This is a genomic window from Saezia sanguinis (assembly GCF_003991585.1).
Taxonomy (GTDB): Bacteria; Pseudomonadota; Gammaproteobacteria; order Burkholderiales; family Burkholderiaceae_C; genus Saezia; species Saezia sanguinis.
The window spans coordinates 368,668-383,551 of the sequence record NZ_PQSP01000002.1 but is presented as its reverse complement, the minus strand read 5'-3'; the positions used below and the strand labels follow the sequence as shown (position 1 = coordinate 383,551).

The 14,884-nt window shown below is 46.9% G+C and carries 12 protein-coding genes and 1 pseudogene; 5 read left to right on the top strand and 8 right to left on the bottom strand.

Annotated elements, in window-relative coordinates:
• Positions 1 to 861 carry an ImmA/IrrE family metallo-endopeptidase gene (locus CUZ56_RS05860; RefSeq protein ID WP_126979686.1) on the top strand — a complete coding sequence of 287 codons (861 nt, stop codon included), beginning with the start codon at positions 1 to 3 and terminating at the stop codon, positions 859 to 861.
• Here CUZ56_RS05860 and CUZ56_RS05855 read toward each other — a convergent pair.
• The 4 genes from CUZ56_RS05855 to CUZ56_RS15985 all read right to left on the bottom strand — a co-directional run bounded on the left by CUZ56_RS05855 (position 847) and on the right by CUZ56_RS15985 (position 3,811).
• Positions 847 to 1,404 carry a hypothetical protein gene (locus CUZ56_RS05855; RefSeq protein WP_126979163.1) on the bottom strand — a complete coding sequence of 186 codons (558 nt, stop codon included), beginning with the start codon at positions 1,402 to 1,404 and terminating at the stop codon, positions 847 to 849. The genes CUZ56_RS05860 and CUZ56_RS05855 overlap by 15 nt on opposite strands.
• A gap of 79 nt (positions 1,405 to 1,483) precedes the next feature.
• Entirely contained in the window at positions 1,484 to 1,912 is a 429-nt protein-coding gene (locus tag CUZ56_RS05850) for a hypothetical protein (protein ID WP_126979161.1), read from the bottom strand.
• 98 nt (positions 1,913 to 2,010) lie between these two features.
• Positions 2,011 to 3,063, bottom strand: coding sequence for a DUF932 domain-containing protein (locus CUZ56_RS05845; RefSeq protein ID WP_126979159.1), 1,053 nt, complete (start codon positions 3,061 to 3,063; stop codon positions 2,011 to 2,013).
• Between the two features lie 157 nt (positions 3,064 to 3,220).
• A complete protein-coding gene (locus CUZ56_RS15985; RefSeq protein WP_204250834.1) occupies positions 3,221 to 3,811 on the bottom strand; it encodes a hypothetical protein in 591 nt (196 codons plus the stop codon).
• A gap of 416 nt (positions 3,812 to 4,227) precedes the next feature.
• On the opposite strand from CUZ56_RS15985, the gene CUZ56_RS05835 reads away from it, so the two are divergent.
• The 3 genes and pseudogenes from CUZ56_RS05835 to CUZ56_RS05825 all read left to right on the top strand — a co-directional run bounded on the left by CUZ56_RS05835 (position 4,228) and on the right by CUZ56_RS05825 (position 8,028).
• A complete protein-coding gene (locus CUZ56_RS05835) occupies positions 4,228 to 5,103 on the top strand; it encodes an NYN domain-containing protein (protein WP_126979157.1) in 876 nt (291 codons plus the stop codon).
• 546 nt (positions 5,104 to 5,649) lie between these two features.
• Positions 5,650 to 6,699, top strand: coding sequence for a YagK/YfjJ domain-containing protein (locus CUZ56_RS05830; RefSeq protein ID WP_126979155.1), 1,050 nt, complete (start codon positions 5,650 to 5,652; stop codon positions 6,697 to 6,699).
• 526 nt (positions 6,700 to 7,225) lie between these two features.
• Positions 7,226 to 8,028, top strand: a pseudogene (locus tag CUZ56_RS05825) (IS5 family transposase).
• 17 nt (positions 8,029 to 8,045) lie between these two features.
• Here CUZ56_RS05825 and CUZ56_RS05820 read toward each other — a convergent pair.
• Together CUZ56_RS05820 and CUZ56_RS05815 are read right to left on the bottom strand one after the other, a co-directional pair.
• The gene (locus tag CUZ56_RS05820) at positions 8,046 to 9,521 is read right to left on the bottom strand and encodes a YfjI family protein (RefSeq protein WP_162615261.1); all 1,476 of its coding nucleotides are present in this window, start codon (positions 9,519 to 9,521) and stop codon (positions 8,046 to 8,048) included.
• Positions 9,522 to 9,748: 227 nt separating this feature from the next.
• Positions 9,749 to 9,946, bottom strand: a complete 198-nt coding sequence (locus CUZ56_RS05815; RefSeq protein WP_126979685.1) for a helix-turn-helix transcriptional regulator — start codon at positions 9,944 to 9,946, stop codon at positions 9,749 to 9,751.
• Between the two features lie 270 nt (positions 9,947 to 10,216).
• On the opposite strand from CUZ56_RS05815, the gene CUZ56_RS05810 reads away from it, so the two are divergent.
• Positions 10,217 to 11,740, top strand: a complete 1,524-nt coding sequence (locus tag CUZ56_RS05810; RefSeq protein WP_126979151.1) for a hypothetical protein — start codon at positions 10,217 to 10,219, stop codon at positions 11,738 to 11,740.
• 46 nt (positions 11,741 to 11,786) lie between these two features.
• On the opposite strand, the gene CUZ56_RS05805 is transcribed toward CUZ56_RS05810, so the two are convergent.
• Together CUZ56_RS05805 and CUZ56_RS05800 are read right to left on the bottom strand one after the other, a co-directional pair.
• The gene (locus CUZ56_RS05805) at positions 11,787 to 14,042 is read right to left on the bottom strand and encodes a toxin-antitoxin system YwqK family antitoxin (RefSeq protein ID WP_126979149.1); all 2,256 of its coding nucleotides are present in this window, start codon (positions 14,040 to 14,042) and stop codon (positions 11,787 to 11,789) included.
• Positions 14,043 to 14,152: 110 nt separating this feature from the next.
• Complete coding sequence (locus tag CUZ56_RS05800) at positions 14,153 to 14,710, bottom strand: hypothetical protein (RefSeq protein ID WP_148113747.1); 558 nt, start codon at positions 14,708 to 14,710, stop codon at positions 14,153 to 14,155.
• Between the last annotated feature and the right edge of the window lie 174 nt (positions 14,711 to 14,884).

Below are 14,884 nucleotides of genomic sequence, written 5' to 3'. Positions count from 1 at the left end.
GTGGCTTTACCCCTATCTCCAAAACGGGAGGCAATTAATTTAGCCAGATTATGGCGAATTGCTCAGGGGAATACTTTTCCAATTAATGCGGGAGTCCTAGCCCAAGAATGGTCGCGTAACACCGTACCAGAAGCGCCGATAGAAGAGCTATATGCCAAAGAGCTTAATGGATTTGAGGGGGGACTTTTTTTACTCAAAGAACGAAAAGTTTGGGCTCTGATATACAACCCTCATCAAGGAACCCCTGGCCGCTCTAATTTTACTATTGCCCATGAATTTGGTCACTATGTATTGCATCGCAGATTACAGCAAGAATTTAGCTGTTCTCAAAATTCAACTCTAGGATTTACAAACAAAAAAATTGAGCAAGAGGCCGATATTTTTGCATCATACTTGCTCATGCCAATTGATGATTTTTCGCAACAAGTACAAGGGCAACGCATTACACTCCAACTCTTAAGTGTGTGTGCTTCGCGTTATGGAGTATCTTTGACTGCAGCCATTCTAAAATGGCTGGAATTTACTGATCAAGCCGCCATAGCTGTTATGGGACGAGAAGGAATGTTGCACTGGTGGAAAGCCAGTGATTGTGCAAAAAAATATGGGTTTGAATTTTTAAGACAAGGAATGGAACTTCCATCTTTAGCCTTAGCTTCAAATCCAAATTTCATAGTCCAAGAAGACCGCGAGGGCGTTGATCACTCCAAAGGAGTTTGGTTTCCAGATATAGCCACTCGCGAAATGCTTATTGTTTCAGACCGTTATGACATGACCATTTCATTATTATTGCTGGATCCACCAGGTGCTCAAATTAAAGAAGATCCAATAAATGATTTAACGAATACATTACCCCGCTTTTAAATTTTTATGGTTTCTCTGCCGAAACACCGCACTGATCACCCCCATGGGCAGCAGGTATTCATGGGCAGTCACCTGATTGACCCACTGGCAAACCGGTGCCCATTGCCTGGCATCACCATCCGAGCTGATGTCAAAGCATCCCGGACACAGATTGTGTACAAGGATAAGTACCGCAATGACCAGACTGTCATACGGTTGATGCGCTGTTTTGCAAAACAGGTATTCTTCCCCTTCCCCCTTTTGCTGCGGCAGCATGAATGTTTCATGGTCAAGCCCCTGTGCTGCATCGCCATTAAAACAGATCGCCTGGCTGTTTTTGCCATCCTGCCGGTTGCCCTCTATCCCAACCAGCAGATCCCCTGCTGTCAGGACCGGATGCTCTCCCAGTCCATCACATACCACCAGAAGGCGATTATCGTCTGCACCATTTGGAGATGGTATCGTCGGTAACGCTTTCCAGAGTTTTTGAAGTTCACTGCACAGCAAGTCCCATTGCTTTTGGGGCACATCCCGTTTGTGCGGGTAATAATGCGTATAGCCCAAGATTTTCTCCCTGCATTAAAAAACCGGCCTCCAACACACTTGTGCTGGAGCCGGTTGCTTTGTTTAGATTCAATATGCCTCACCACCATGCATAAAAGTAAATGACGCTTTTGCCAAAGTCGGTTTCCCTGAGCAGTTTCTTCAGTACCTTTTTGAGCCGGCCCACATCCTGCCAGTACCAGGCGTCATACTGGGTTGAACCAAAGAAGAAGCCTTCTGTTGTCGGGAAGTGGTGCTCGCAGTTCTGCCCTGTGAGTTGCTCCAGGGTTTGCAGGAGTGTTTGCAGATGGTTTTGATCCAGCATGATGTCTTCGCAGTTGGTGACTTTCTGCACATGCGTATCCACCCACTTGATGAGTGCATTGAATTTCCTGAAGTACGCGACTTCAACCCGGGGGAGCTGCTCCCCGAGCTGCGCACCGGGTTTGCTTTGGGTATAAAGGTAAAGATCGAGCCCCATGGCTGTATTCCTTTCGTTGGTCTGTGTACTGGTTTTTGTTTCGCTCATTGAAATGTGTGCGTTGGTGCACTTCTATGCTTTGTTTCAACAGGCATAAAAAAACAGCACCGGAGCTCTCCGGTGCTGTTGATGCTGTCAAACGGGGATCAGGCCACCAGCTGCAGTGCCTGATCCAGTGCCTTTTGCTTGATCAGGGCCCCCTGCCCGAACCACGCTGAATCCAGCCGGTTGTCCGTGTTCCTGGCCCTCCTCTCATGGTCCACGTATTCGGTCACTGCACACAACAGTCCCCAGGCTGTCCCCCGGGCTGCTGTCATTTCTGCTCCCCGCCCATGTCCCTGGTACAAGGCATTGACGGTACCGAGCATGCGTTCTTCATTGACATACGCCCTGCCGACCTTATTGGATACAGGATGGCTTTGTGGAGTGTTGTTGTCACACAAGACCTGCCTGAAGTAGGCCTGGGCTTGTGTGTCTTTGATTTTCCTGCCGGCAAGCTGTCTCATGCCGTACATGAACTCGTCCCAGTGTGATACGGCAATGCCCAGTCTTTTCTTGACCAGCTCCCCGTCAAATCTGGTATTGTGGGGTACCCTGATGGCGGTGCTCTTCAGACCATTCTGGCCATCCTGGAGGGTTTCCTGCAGGGCAATTGCCAACGTGTTGTTGCACACTACCCGTACGGCAGTGGGTGTGGCCACCGTGGAGAGGGTACCGTCACACGATGTGGCCAGCAGCAGGTAGCCATTGACGCTGTCTTTGCCCTTGATCGAGATGCTTTGTCCGGTTCTGGCCAGGGCCCAGAACTTGCGGCCACCTTTCAAGACGCCTGCTGTTTCGAGCTCATATCCGGCATATTGGGTGAGGTCTTTGTAAAATTCCAGGATTTCCCCGGGCTGTACGACCTGGTAGCGTTTGGAGACAACAGACAAGGGTTCCTGGGTGTCTGAGCGGTAGAGGACTTTCTGGTCTGGGTAGCTTTTGAGTATTCCCAGGTGGTCTGCAGCCTGCTTCTTGCCCATCAAATGATCATGGGTCATGAAGCATACCGGGGCTTGCCGGATGTGCCAGTCCATGCCGGCTTCACGCTTCCACACAGAAATGGGTTGTTGGGGGGATAAGGCATTGCCCAGGCCATGCCAGGGTTCGTCTTGCTTGCTGCGCCTGACATAGGCCATTTGTTCAATACAGTGGGTCATGGTATGTTTCTTTCCATGGATATGCAATAGGGTCCATCCCAAAGACAACTACCCACCTGGAAACTTCCAGGCGGATAGTTGTACCCTGGTGATAGGATGGGATGGGATGGGTTGAATTGGTATTCATGATCAGCACAGGATCACAAGGATGTGGGGATCAGCCAGTGCTGTCCTGCCCTTCGGTTCCGGTATAGGGAACAATGGGCCAGTCATGGCGGCCGGTTTCATTTCCTGGGTGGCTTGCACGGGCAGAGGGTATCGGTTCCCAATCACCTGCAAAGCCATCCATCTCTTCATCCACCACTTGCGTATGGGGATATGGTGGGGCAGGTGTTTCGGTCAACGGTATTTCTGCCATAAACCGTGCCGGATTGAATGAGCGCCCACAATGCAGGCAGCGGTAGTTGTCCAGGATGGTGTTGTCTACCAGTTCCCCAAGCTTGGCGCCCATGAAGCCAAAGCTGGTGGCTCCCATGATGGCCCCCAACACGGCTCCTGCAACCGTGCCCAGGGCTATGCCGGGTGGCCCCATGACCCGAAATACCAGGTACCCTGCCCTGGCTCCAGCCAGCGCTGAGGAAAGGCCATGGGCACCTCCGCCAAGGGCGCCTGCCGTGGTGCCGAGTTTACGGCCTATGTTTTTGGTGGTGATGTGCATGGACCTGCAGTAAGGACAGGTCACGTTGTATTCATTCATATTCGATTCTCCTTTTTCTTCAATCAGTTCACTGGTAAACATCGCTTGCATCAACGCTGCATCTATGCAGCCTGCTGAAGTGCACCTGATGGGTCAAGACCGGAACAGGGCTGCTTTTGACAAGCATCTGTGTTCCGGTACAAAGGAGTGATATGTGTCTGTGTTTTTTTGAGATGATGCGACTGATATCGTGCTGTAAGAGCGTAAAATTTGACGCCCCCGGCCTATGCTATGGCAAAGGGATCCGTGTTTGAACCGCCCATGCGACATGAATCCTTCCCGTTGCTGTATATATTGACTTCACTGCTGGCTGCCTGCCCCAAGGTAGCTGCAGTGAGGTCAAATGAGGAGGTGCCAAGGCAAAAGGATCGGGCATTGAATGCCCGGTCTTTTTGCCTGCCATCTTTTGCAGCGGTTCGTATCCATGCGATTCCCATGAACACGGTATTCCTGTAAACTGGACTTCAATGGATAAAAATATGAATCTTGCCATCCTCATTGACGCTGAGAATATGCGTGCTTCCATTGCCACAGAGCTGTTTGACAACATTCGCTCACTGGGGGCAGCAACCTCCATCAGGCGCGTTTACGGCAACTGGGCCAGTCCGCATTTGCAGGAGTGGAGTGGTATTTTGGACAAGTTCGCCCTCAAACCCATTCACCAGCCCGGCTATGTAACCGGCAAAAACGCCAGTGATATGGCGCTGGTCATTGATGCGATGGATCTGCTGCACCGCTTCCCTGAAATCAATGGGGTTTGTATTGTCTCCAGTGACAGTGACTTTACCCCTTTGGCGCTGCATTTACGTGAGTCGCAAAAGTTGGTTTATGGCTTTGGCAAGGATAATACCCCAGATGCATTTAAAAATGCCTGCCATCAATTTGCAATACTAAAAACGGCCCAGAATACCTCTGCCAATAATCCCTCAAAATCAAATCCGGCTAAAAAATCCATAAAAGAAAAAGTGACTAACGTAAAACCCGATTCAAATAAAAAAGAGGCCGCTTTAAAATCAGATTCACCGGGGAATAACCAACCCGCCCCTCAAAAGCAACCGTCCAGATCAAATCAAAAAGCAGTATCCAAACGATATACACCGCAAGAACTGCAAAATGATCAAAAGCTGGTGGCCAAGATCCAAAAAGCCATTGGTGCCCTGCAGGACAAGGCAAATGCCGATGGCTATATTCTGCTCTCGCGTGTGGCCACCCAGCTCAAGGAAGCAGGCTTCAGCCAAAAGCTCTACGGCTACGCCCGCCTGAGCGATCTGCTCAAGGCAGTAGATCTGGTTGAGTTTAAGAAATCCGGCAAAAACTATATGGTGAAACGCAAATCTGCGTGAAGTAAACCGTCACCATTTCCAGCACCATTTTACATAGCCTGTACAGAGGGAAACCGGAGTTAAGTCCCCGCAGCGTATGTGACGTATTGCGGCGGTAAAAACAGGGGCTCAAACTGCTGCTTGCCTGCTCCTGGCAAAAAGCCGCCATGTCACCACATCACACCAGCCTGCCACGTGATACCTATTCCCTGGTTTCCATACCCTTTGGCCCCATGACTATTTTGCTAACCCCGTACACGCAGTTAGGGGTATTTTTTTACGTTGCTACTTTATCCCTATAGAGGGAAATGCCCCCATTGCACAACAGTTGTTTTTTACGGGTTCCAGTGGGTTATTAATAGGATTTATATTCAATTTATATCCTATTCAATTCATAGTATTCACACATACCCATAACAAAACAATGAAAAACATAGATCATGGTAAATACCATTTCTGATGGTTGAATAAACAGGTATTTCAGTCACTGGATGATTCTGATTATCTGAACCTGTTCTATCAACGGCATTTCTCTTTCATTGATCACGTCCATGAAGGAGTTTCGTTATGAATACCGATGACTTGAAATCCGTATCACAGATGCTGGCTGAGGATACGGTCATCTGCCATCTGGATCAAAAGACAGACCAGATCCAGCTATGTAAATCAAAGGCATTTGATGCCGCTACCGCCCTGGTTGATATTTACCGCTGGGTCAAGCGTATAGCTGCTACAACCAGCCCTGTATTTACCACGGAACTGATATGCACAAAGGATAAGCAGCTGCATGCAAAGATCACCTGTGCAATCAAAATCGACTGGTTGCTTCTATTCCGCTCATCCCAGTTGATCCGCTCGTATTATGCAGCCCATGAGCTCGATGCGTTACTGCAATGCTGGTTCAGGGTTTATGATAAGCACCATATTGGAGACTGGATGGATGGCATTCAGGATTTACGGGATGGCTGTGCACAGCAGGCCATCAGCAAGCTCCACAGCTTTATTGAGGCGTTTCGCGAAGATGTCAAAAAGCCCTGGGTGCAAAAGCAGATCAAATGTACCCGCAAGACCATTTATAAACGGCAGCAATCAATTGCACAACTGGTAGACGGCGTGTTTGCACAGCACAGCAAGGTGCTGGTGCTCAGGGTGGATCTGTATTACCACCAGCAGTGTACAGATACTCCGTTTGATTTTGAAGCAGATGTCACTTATGAACGGGCGATGGCTGATCTGGACCGGTTACTGAACGGCAGGCGCCATAACCATCTTTTTAAACACCTGCTGGGTTACTGCTGGAAGCTGGAGAAACAGACGAGCTGGCATTTCCATACGGTGTGGTTTTTTAATGGGCATGAGCATCACAAGGACTGGATTTTAGCCAACCGGATGATTGACCAGTGGGTAAAGGTCACCCAGGGCAGGGGCTTTGGCTTTAACTGCAACCAGAAGAAGAGCTCCTACAAGCGCATTGGCATTGGCCTCATCCAGCGCCAGGACATGACCACCAGGCATCACCTATTACAGGCCCTATCTTATCTGTGCAAGAAAGATGGCATTGCAAAGCCACAAACGCCACAAAACCGAAGGGCTTTTGGCAGGAGTGTGGTGAGATAAATGATTGGTTCAGGGCTATACCGAAATATTGGCAGGCGATGTTTTACATGACCGGCATCCCGATGTGATGGCTGCTGAGCCGAGGGGGTGAGGTATACGCTGGCACCTCAAGCATTTCATCAAGGGTTCCTTGCAAATCCTGCTAATTTAGCAAAATTAGCAGCGTCCTCCATATTTTTTATACCCTTTATTGACTTGAGATCGGCCCAAGTCTAAATAACATTGACCATGCATGCGCAAAGAAAAATTCAGAAATTATAAAACTGCGCGTACCATTATGATTGGCAAAGCGCTTACGCACAGAAACGTAAAAACAGGCCATTATTGATGGCCTGTCATGGATGGTGATGCCGTTGTCACAATGTGCCTGCATGCGCATAACCCGAATATTCAATTTTTAAGCCCTGCATAGCTGCTAAAACTGCTAAATTAGCAACTTTAGCGTACATAGCAGCCTAGCCTATCACATATTTAGAGTGGCTAACACAACCTATACATAGGTTGATGAATATCGTATTGTGCCGTTATGACAAGACGCAAAATCAGTAACGAGTTGTGGACGGCCCTTGAGCCGCTGATTCCGGAGTTTTCCCCATCCCCCAAAGGTGGCCGTCGTGCGGTGAGCGACCGTGCTGCATTGAACGGTATTATGTTTGTTCTCCATACAGGCATCCCGTGGGAGGATTTGCCACAGCAACTCGGGTTTGGCAGCAGTATGACGTGCTGGCGCAGGTTACGCGACTGACAGGCAGCAGGAGTGTGGGAGAAATTGCATCTGGCGATGCTGCGCCGTTTGCGCGAGCATGACCAGATAGATTGGGACCGTGCCAGCATTGATGGCGCCAGTGTCGCCAGCCCCCGGGGGGTGAGGAAACGGGCCCGAATCCGACGGACCAGGGCAAGCTTGGCAGCAAGCGCCACCTCATCGTAGATGGGAGAGGAATCCCTCTGACACTTACGGTGACCGGTGCCAATCGCCATGATTCGATGGCATTCGAGCAGACATTGGATGCAATCCCTGCTGTGCCGGGTCTGGATGGCAGGCCGCGCAAACGCCCGGACAAGCTGCATGCTGATAAGGGATACGACAGCCGCCGATGCCGGAGTGCGTTGCGAGGCCGGGGTATTGCCGCCCGCATCGCTCGCAAGGGGATTGAGAGCAAAGAGAGGCTGGGCCGTCATCGCTGGGTTGTCGAGCGTACGCATGCCTGGTTTGCAGGTTTTGGCAAGTTACGCATTCGCTTCGAACGGCGACTCGACATTCATTTCGCGCTGCTCAAACTTGCCGCCGCCATCATCTGTTCGCGATTTGTCGATGACTTGTGTTAGCCACTCTTATGCCACTATCATATGAAGTTATTGCTGGCTATAGGAAATGCAGGCAGCATAGGCGGCAAGAACTGATTGTCAATAATCAATGTGACATACGCTGGCTTACTATTAGGATAGTAGAGAATTTGACCATTATGTTGCAGCTGTTCGAGGGCCATATCCAATATTTCCCGACTTCTCAGTCTGCCTGGACCATAGTGATAAATATCTTTTTTACGGTATGAAATATTTTTAGACTTTTTATATTGCGTCAATAACCATTGATAAAGTAATTCAGCGTTTTCCAGTTGGACCTGAACCACACACTTTTCACCTAAAATCCGTTTGAATTCCCCTACGTGCCAAGCACAGATCTGCACTGCTGCTTCTACAGCTTTTCGATCTATGTCACCGCCTTTTCCATTGAAATGGTGTATCAAAGCTGCAACCCTGCCCACGTTGTTGGTCAGTTTGGATATCGCATCTTTAACATCGGCATACTCACCCATTTGTGATACGCCAATACTTTGTTCACACCAAGACTCAAACTCCCGCCAGACTTTTGTAGCTTCCGGCAAAAACTCCAACACCTGCTTGGGCTGCCCCTGCTCAGCCACAGCTATTTGCAATAGCTCCCGTATGCGTTCATGGTAAGTATCCAGAAATGGGGTTTTCTGGGAACGGATGTCCTCACAGGCATTGCGAAGGCCTTGCATTGAAGGCGGTTGGGCGATCAGCATACGGGCCAAAAATCCGGATTGACGGGCAAAACCATTATTCTTCTTTAAAAAACGTTGGAATGGCTCGTTTTGTACCATCAGTGAAAGGCCTAACCGGGCATCCTGCAAGGTAAAACTATCGCGGGTCTTACGGTCCACATGTACAGTGTCACCATCCCAAAGTTCATTTAAATGAGCCAGTTGCTGGGTCAGCGGACTGTTCAATATATAGGACGCCTCACTGGAAAGCAGCGCAGCATCCGGCCATTGTGCATGCAGGCCATGCAGCAAAGCTTCAATCGTTGCGTTAGCATAAATGCCTTTATAACTGCGAGGTAACTGAGGTTCCTGCTCACTGAAGTCCTGTAACTGTTGAAGCAGCTCGTTTTCAGGCTCACCCTTACTGATTGCCCGATCGATCTCGCTTATGAGCTCGTTATACTTCCTTTGCCAGATTTTATGTTTGATAACATGCTGATTTTGTAACAGCCTAGCTTCTGCCACTTGCCCTGCCTGCAAATCGAGCAGAGGTTTATTGATTAACCGGTCAACCGTGCTTTTGCGCTCGCCTGAATCCGCGATGGTTAAACAAAAAAGGCTGGTCGGTACAACGCTGCCTGTAGGCAGGCTGACGTTAATGCGCCCCTGGGAAGCTACAGAAATATTGCTCAGAACTGACGTAGCAATCATCGGCAAAGGGGCCTGGACTTGGTTATGCACCTCAAAAACTATTTGCTTTAATGGTTCGGGAAGTACGTTAACCGGGTATGGATGGTATGGTGTAGTATGCATATTCACAGTTTTCCTTTCGGATATAAAATAGGCCATTTAACGAAAAGCAGAGTGCACGCGCTGCAAGGCATCTTTTCTGCTTGCCTCAGGGGAGATACGCCGTTTCAAGGCGCAGCAACCCCTTACGGTATGGCGTTACACGATACCGCTGGCAATACAAAAAATGAGATTTCGCGAAGAATGGGCTGGTTTGCCAGCCTACTAAAGCGGACTCAAAAAGAATGCGTTTACTTCTTTTTGGTTGGCCGACTAGCAATCCATTCGTAGACCTCTCCTGCGCGAAAACCAATGCTGCCGCCCCCTAATTGGATCCGCTGCGGGAACGTTTTGTCGTATACGCGACTCTCTGGATCCAGGCGAGTATAGATAGAGCTTCGCGAGAGGCCTACGAGTTTCCCAACCTCCTTGATCCGAAGAATCCTCATTCCCTCGTATTGGGTCAACCCACTGGGTATACTAGTCTCGCTGAGTAGAGGCTGTTGGTCATGAAGCTGATTATTGCTTTCATCCGTCTTCTTCTTTGGACACGACATAATTAAATTCCTTTCTTGATAAAATTAAAATCAGGCACACTGTTATTCAGTGGTTCTGCACTTTGTATGGAACAATTTAACCAAAGACAACACAAAACCGAAAGGAAGGTTGAGATTTTTCGACTTTCCTTGACAAAAAATTAATAAAAAGGAAACAGCAAAATGCCAAGCCTAGATATCACAGAAAAGGGATTTTTGAATGATTTAGAGATATTCAGCTGGTGTGAAATAGCCAAACGGCATGCAATGCTTAACCAAAAAGCAGCCATGGAAGAATTAAAGCAAATTTATGAGGACATTGAAGTCGACCTCAAGAAACGTATTCATCAAAGTAAAAGTAAATTTTCAATTGAAAAAATCGTTTTTGATGAAAAACAATATGATGAATGGATAACACGCCCTAATAAAGCACGAGACTTAAAATCATATAAGTTAATATTAGATATGATTTTTAATTTTATAAAACAAGGTGATAAAAATACACTCTTTGAGATTCTCTCCATAGACATACAATCACTTGCTTCTGAAAAAAACGCTCAGAAAATTCTCGCTTCATACGACCTGGTCGCCTCCGAGTTAAGTATCCCCAATGCGAATAGGCTGGCTCCTGAAAAACAAAAACAATTATTGTTGACGGGTATCCTTGGCATTCAAGAGTTTTTTAAAAAAATTATTCTTGCCACTTTAGATGATTGTGTGAATACGGTTCTTGACTACCAAGATCAGAAAGTTTCAAAACATCAGCAGCAGCTGTATGACCATATCACGGCAGTCACAGAAGATAAGGTTCTTCAAGGTATTATTCAGAAAACAGCTGCAAACTTTAATGCCAGGCTGAGTGCCGTAAGGGAGCGTTTGGCTTTATATGATGACTTTTTGCTATCTGATCTTTGTAGAAAATCTCCCGTTGCAGATATTTATCTCGGCTATATGAAATTGATTAGCCCCAGGTATAGAAAATCACAGAACCTGACAGGGAATTTCGGAATCAATACCGAAACAAGTGTATGCGGTAAAGACGAGCAATTAGCTACAAGAATTCATTTGTCACATCTGGAAGAGTACGGCTTATGTGTTCCAAAAGTGGCTTTTCATTATTACGATCATTATCAATATAAGGTGTTTGAAGAAAAAAATGATAGTCTCGAATCAAGCAAAATGACAAATATTCAGTATGATGTTAATAAAGCGCCTACAGACAAGCAGCATCTAAGGGCACATCACATCATTTATGGAGAAGCGAACAAGCCTTCGGACAAGGAGCTTCCCCAATACAATCTCAACGCCGGACTTTCTTTCCGGCAGCACGCCTTACAGTATGCCTACGAATTATTAAAAGCATATCCTGTTAAACCACCAGAGAACCTATCTAAAAAGAAGGCTGGCAATAGTGTTTTTGATACGCTGGAATTTAACCCTTTAAAGGATAAGCTTGACTACTCTCTGGATCACGACAAAAAAATTCTTAAAGGTCCAACAAATATCCCGACCACACTAATAGGCCTGATTTACTGGGATATGTGGTATCCAAAAACTAAAACAACACATGAAGAAATACAAGGCGAGATTGAAAAACTAACCGGTGACGATCCAGATAAAGATCCATCCTCGTATGTAAAAAATTATCACAAGATCAATAAAAAAATAATTAGTTATTCTCCTGAGTGTTTACCTTGGAGTAAATAATTTCTGCAGCAACATAATCACCGGGATTTCTCCTGGTAATTATGCGCTAATCACACTGCTCATTGGTGCAGGTGCGCTGCCCCTCAGCGTTATACTGCACCCGCATAAATACCCTGCCATTTCTCGTGTTAGCAATAAACTGTCCCACCGGTTTGCCATTGTGGAACTGGCCCGTTGCCAGCTTGATTTCAGTACGCGGATGGGTGTATTTAAATTCCCCGTCCAACACACCTGCCACATAATTTGCTTCAATCGTTGTCGTTGCAAATATGGTGTGCTCGATTTTAAAGACCCCGTTAAGCTGGCCGTTTTCTATTTCACCTGAAACCTCATATGTGCTACCCCCCTTGCACCTGAAGCCAACTGCTGCACCTCTATTGACACCCATCTGGCAGGAAGCGTTCTGGACATTTTCCAGCAGGAGCGCAAAGCCCAGATACTCATATTTGGGAATATCAAAATCACTTTCCAATATACCATCCAGCTTTTCGCCCAAGTCAAAATCTATGATGTCCGAATAAGGAATCTCTGTCACCACCCCGGTGAAAGGCTGGCCATTGTCCAGCCACTGCCCACCTTCAAACACCATGTCACTTCTTCTGACTTCCTTAGGTGGCGGCGACCTATACCCGGACTGTGACTCCCCCAGAACTTCCTGCGTGTTTGGATCCAGATATTGAACAGCAATATCGTATTGATTTGAACCAAAGCGGGCTCTCGCCACCACAGATGCTCTCTCATGACCAGTATCCAGAATTTCAAGCTGATCAACTAAACGCCCACCTCCTACGAAGCCTTTCATCACATAAGATTGCCCCTCAATCAGACAGGTAAATTCCCCTTGAAGTACTCCGTTTTCAGCATGGACCGAACAGCTTCCATCATAATCATCCATACTACTCAAGTTAGATAGCATTTCATATTCAGCATGTGCTAATGGAATCCGTCCAAGCAAGTTTAAAAATCCATTGAAATTCTTCCCGCCTGCATTAATAAAAATACTGAGAGGCATTAAATGGATTGAGCCCGTATACGTCTGCTCGTTTATGCGGTCACGAAATATATATGCATCAGAAACACGGCTCCAAATGAGATCATCAAAATTAGCCGATCCTGTAGAGATCCTTTGCAAAAGCCTTTGCCTGGGGGTATCTCCAGGCTGTCCATTTTCATCATAAATTTCAAGTAGTTCTTCTTCCTTGTCTCCGTAGTACATTTCCCCCTTTTCCCGAATACGGCCATCCGGATAATAAAGCTCATAGGGACCATGTTCTTTTTCACCAGACAAAGTATAAAAGGCTGATTTCTGGCCATTGGGTGCATATTCAATACGGCTTTCTGGTCTCACCCCTCTGGTAATGGTGTGTGTTTTAATCCCATTCTCATCGAAATAGCTGATTTCTGAGATCCCGGGTTGAAACCCCATTTTCTCCACCCCATCTTCAAAATGATAGGAAGACACAGGCCCCAAAAGCACCCACCCTTGCTCCTTGACGTCTCCGTTTTCATAGTAAACCGCATACTGCGCGCGGCTGGAACCATCTTTGGGGGCAATGTAATGGACACTGATTTGGTCGCGCCCTTTGTAATAATTGATCCTTTCTACAAGTGCGCCATTTTCATATCGTTCTGATATATTTTTAAAGCCATTATCAAAATACAGGTGTAACCAGCCCTCCTGCACACCATGGATATATTGCGCAGTGAGATGAGCGAGTCCATTAGAATAATAAGCTTCAAAAGGGCCGTTTAACTTTCCATTTGAGTAGCTGATGGCCGCTTTCAATGTGCCATCATCATATTTTTGGATGTATTGGCCATGCCTTTTGCCATCAAGCAGTTGTACCTGGTAGATGGTAACCCCCTCTTTGTTTCTGAGAGAAAGGGTATTTGTGAGCTGATCATTAGACAATGTGCCTGTGACCCGGTGCATATCGGGATCAAAACGAACTTTTTCATCGGTATTGACCGGTGTATCATCACAGAAGAATGAACCTTCAACGTTGCCGTTATGAAAGCTTACCGCACAATACCCTTTTGTGGGAAGTACCTGGCCTGGAATAAACCCTGCAATGTTATTCGTTACAGTTAAAGCATACGCTATTTTCAGTGTCAGATCGATTTCATGGTAAGGAATATTGGCAACTACCCCGGTAAAGGGCTTGTTTTCCCCGATAGCCTGCACATAACCATCAGTGTTGCGTATCTGGGAATAGTTTATGGCATGTACTGATGCGCTGTCTTTGCAACCCATAAGTATGCATGCCATCAATACCATAAGCAGGGGGTTAAATGTTTTCATTTTGTTTTTCCATTTTTTATTTCATAAAGTTTATGGTTTACCCGGCACAGTAAACCCTATCAATTGATACGAGATGCGTGATCTCTACTGTGCCGCTTGCCAACCATCCCTCATTTACACTCTGTTGCATCCAACAATTCATGGCCGATGGTGATTTTTTCTATGGGCTGGTCTTTGTAAAGCTCTCTGGCCACATCACGGTATTTATACGGATTGCAGTTGAATTGTGTTTCATCCACCCATTCATCTCCTTCGTGTTCAAGCATCACCTGCGCCCACTGGTGTGCGCTTTCATAGGGACCTGTACTGCTGACCATGATTTCCAGAAAGCCTGTTGCTCGGGGCCCTTCGTGCAAAGCATAAGTTGCTGGGTCATAGGCATTGCCGCAATGGGTCAGGCAGTCCGCGTAATAGGTGACGCTATCGCCAAATAGGTTGTTAAATGTGCCAAAGGTCAATGTATGGGCAGGGATGGGTTCAGCCTGCTGACTGATAGCAAAAGGTGCGAGATCAAATGCGCATTGAGGGCTAAGCGTAAGTGTTAATGCCGTAATGCTTGCATCGGCATAGCCGGCTTGTAGTTCGCATCCATCAACAAGGTAGGTTTTAGTGTTGAAGTGCGTATCGGTATTTCTGGCAACTCCGGTGAATTGTTCCAGATAAGCCAAGTCTGCACCAATGATACCCGGCTGAAATATCTGGCTGATTTTATTATCAGGTTGAGTTGTACCTGATGCCTGCTGAGAGGATGACATATCAGCAGGCTTATCGCATCCAGTGAGTAATATGCCCAGTGTGATTGCGATGAAGCCGTTTAAAAAGTTATTTAATAGTTTCATTTG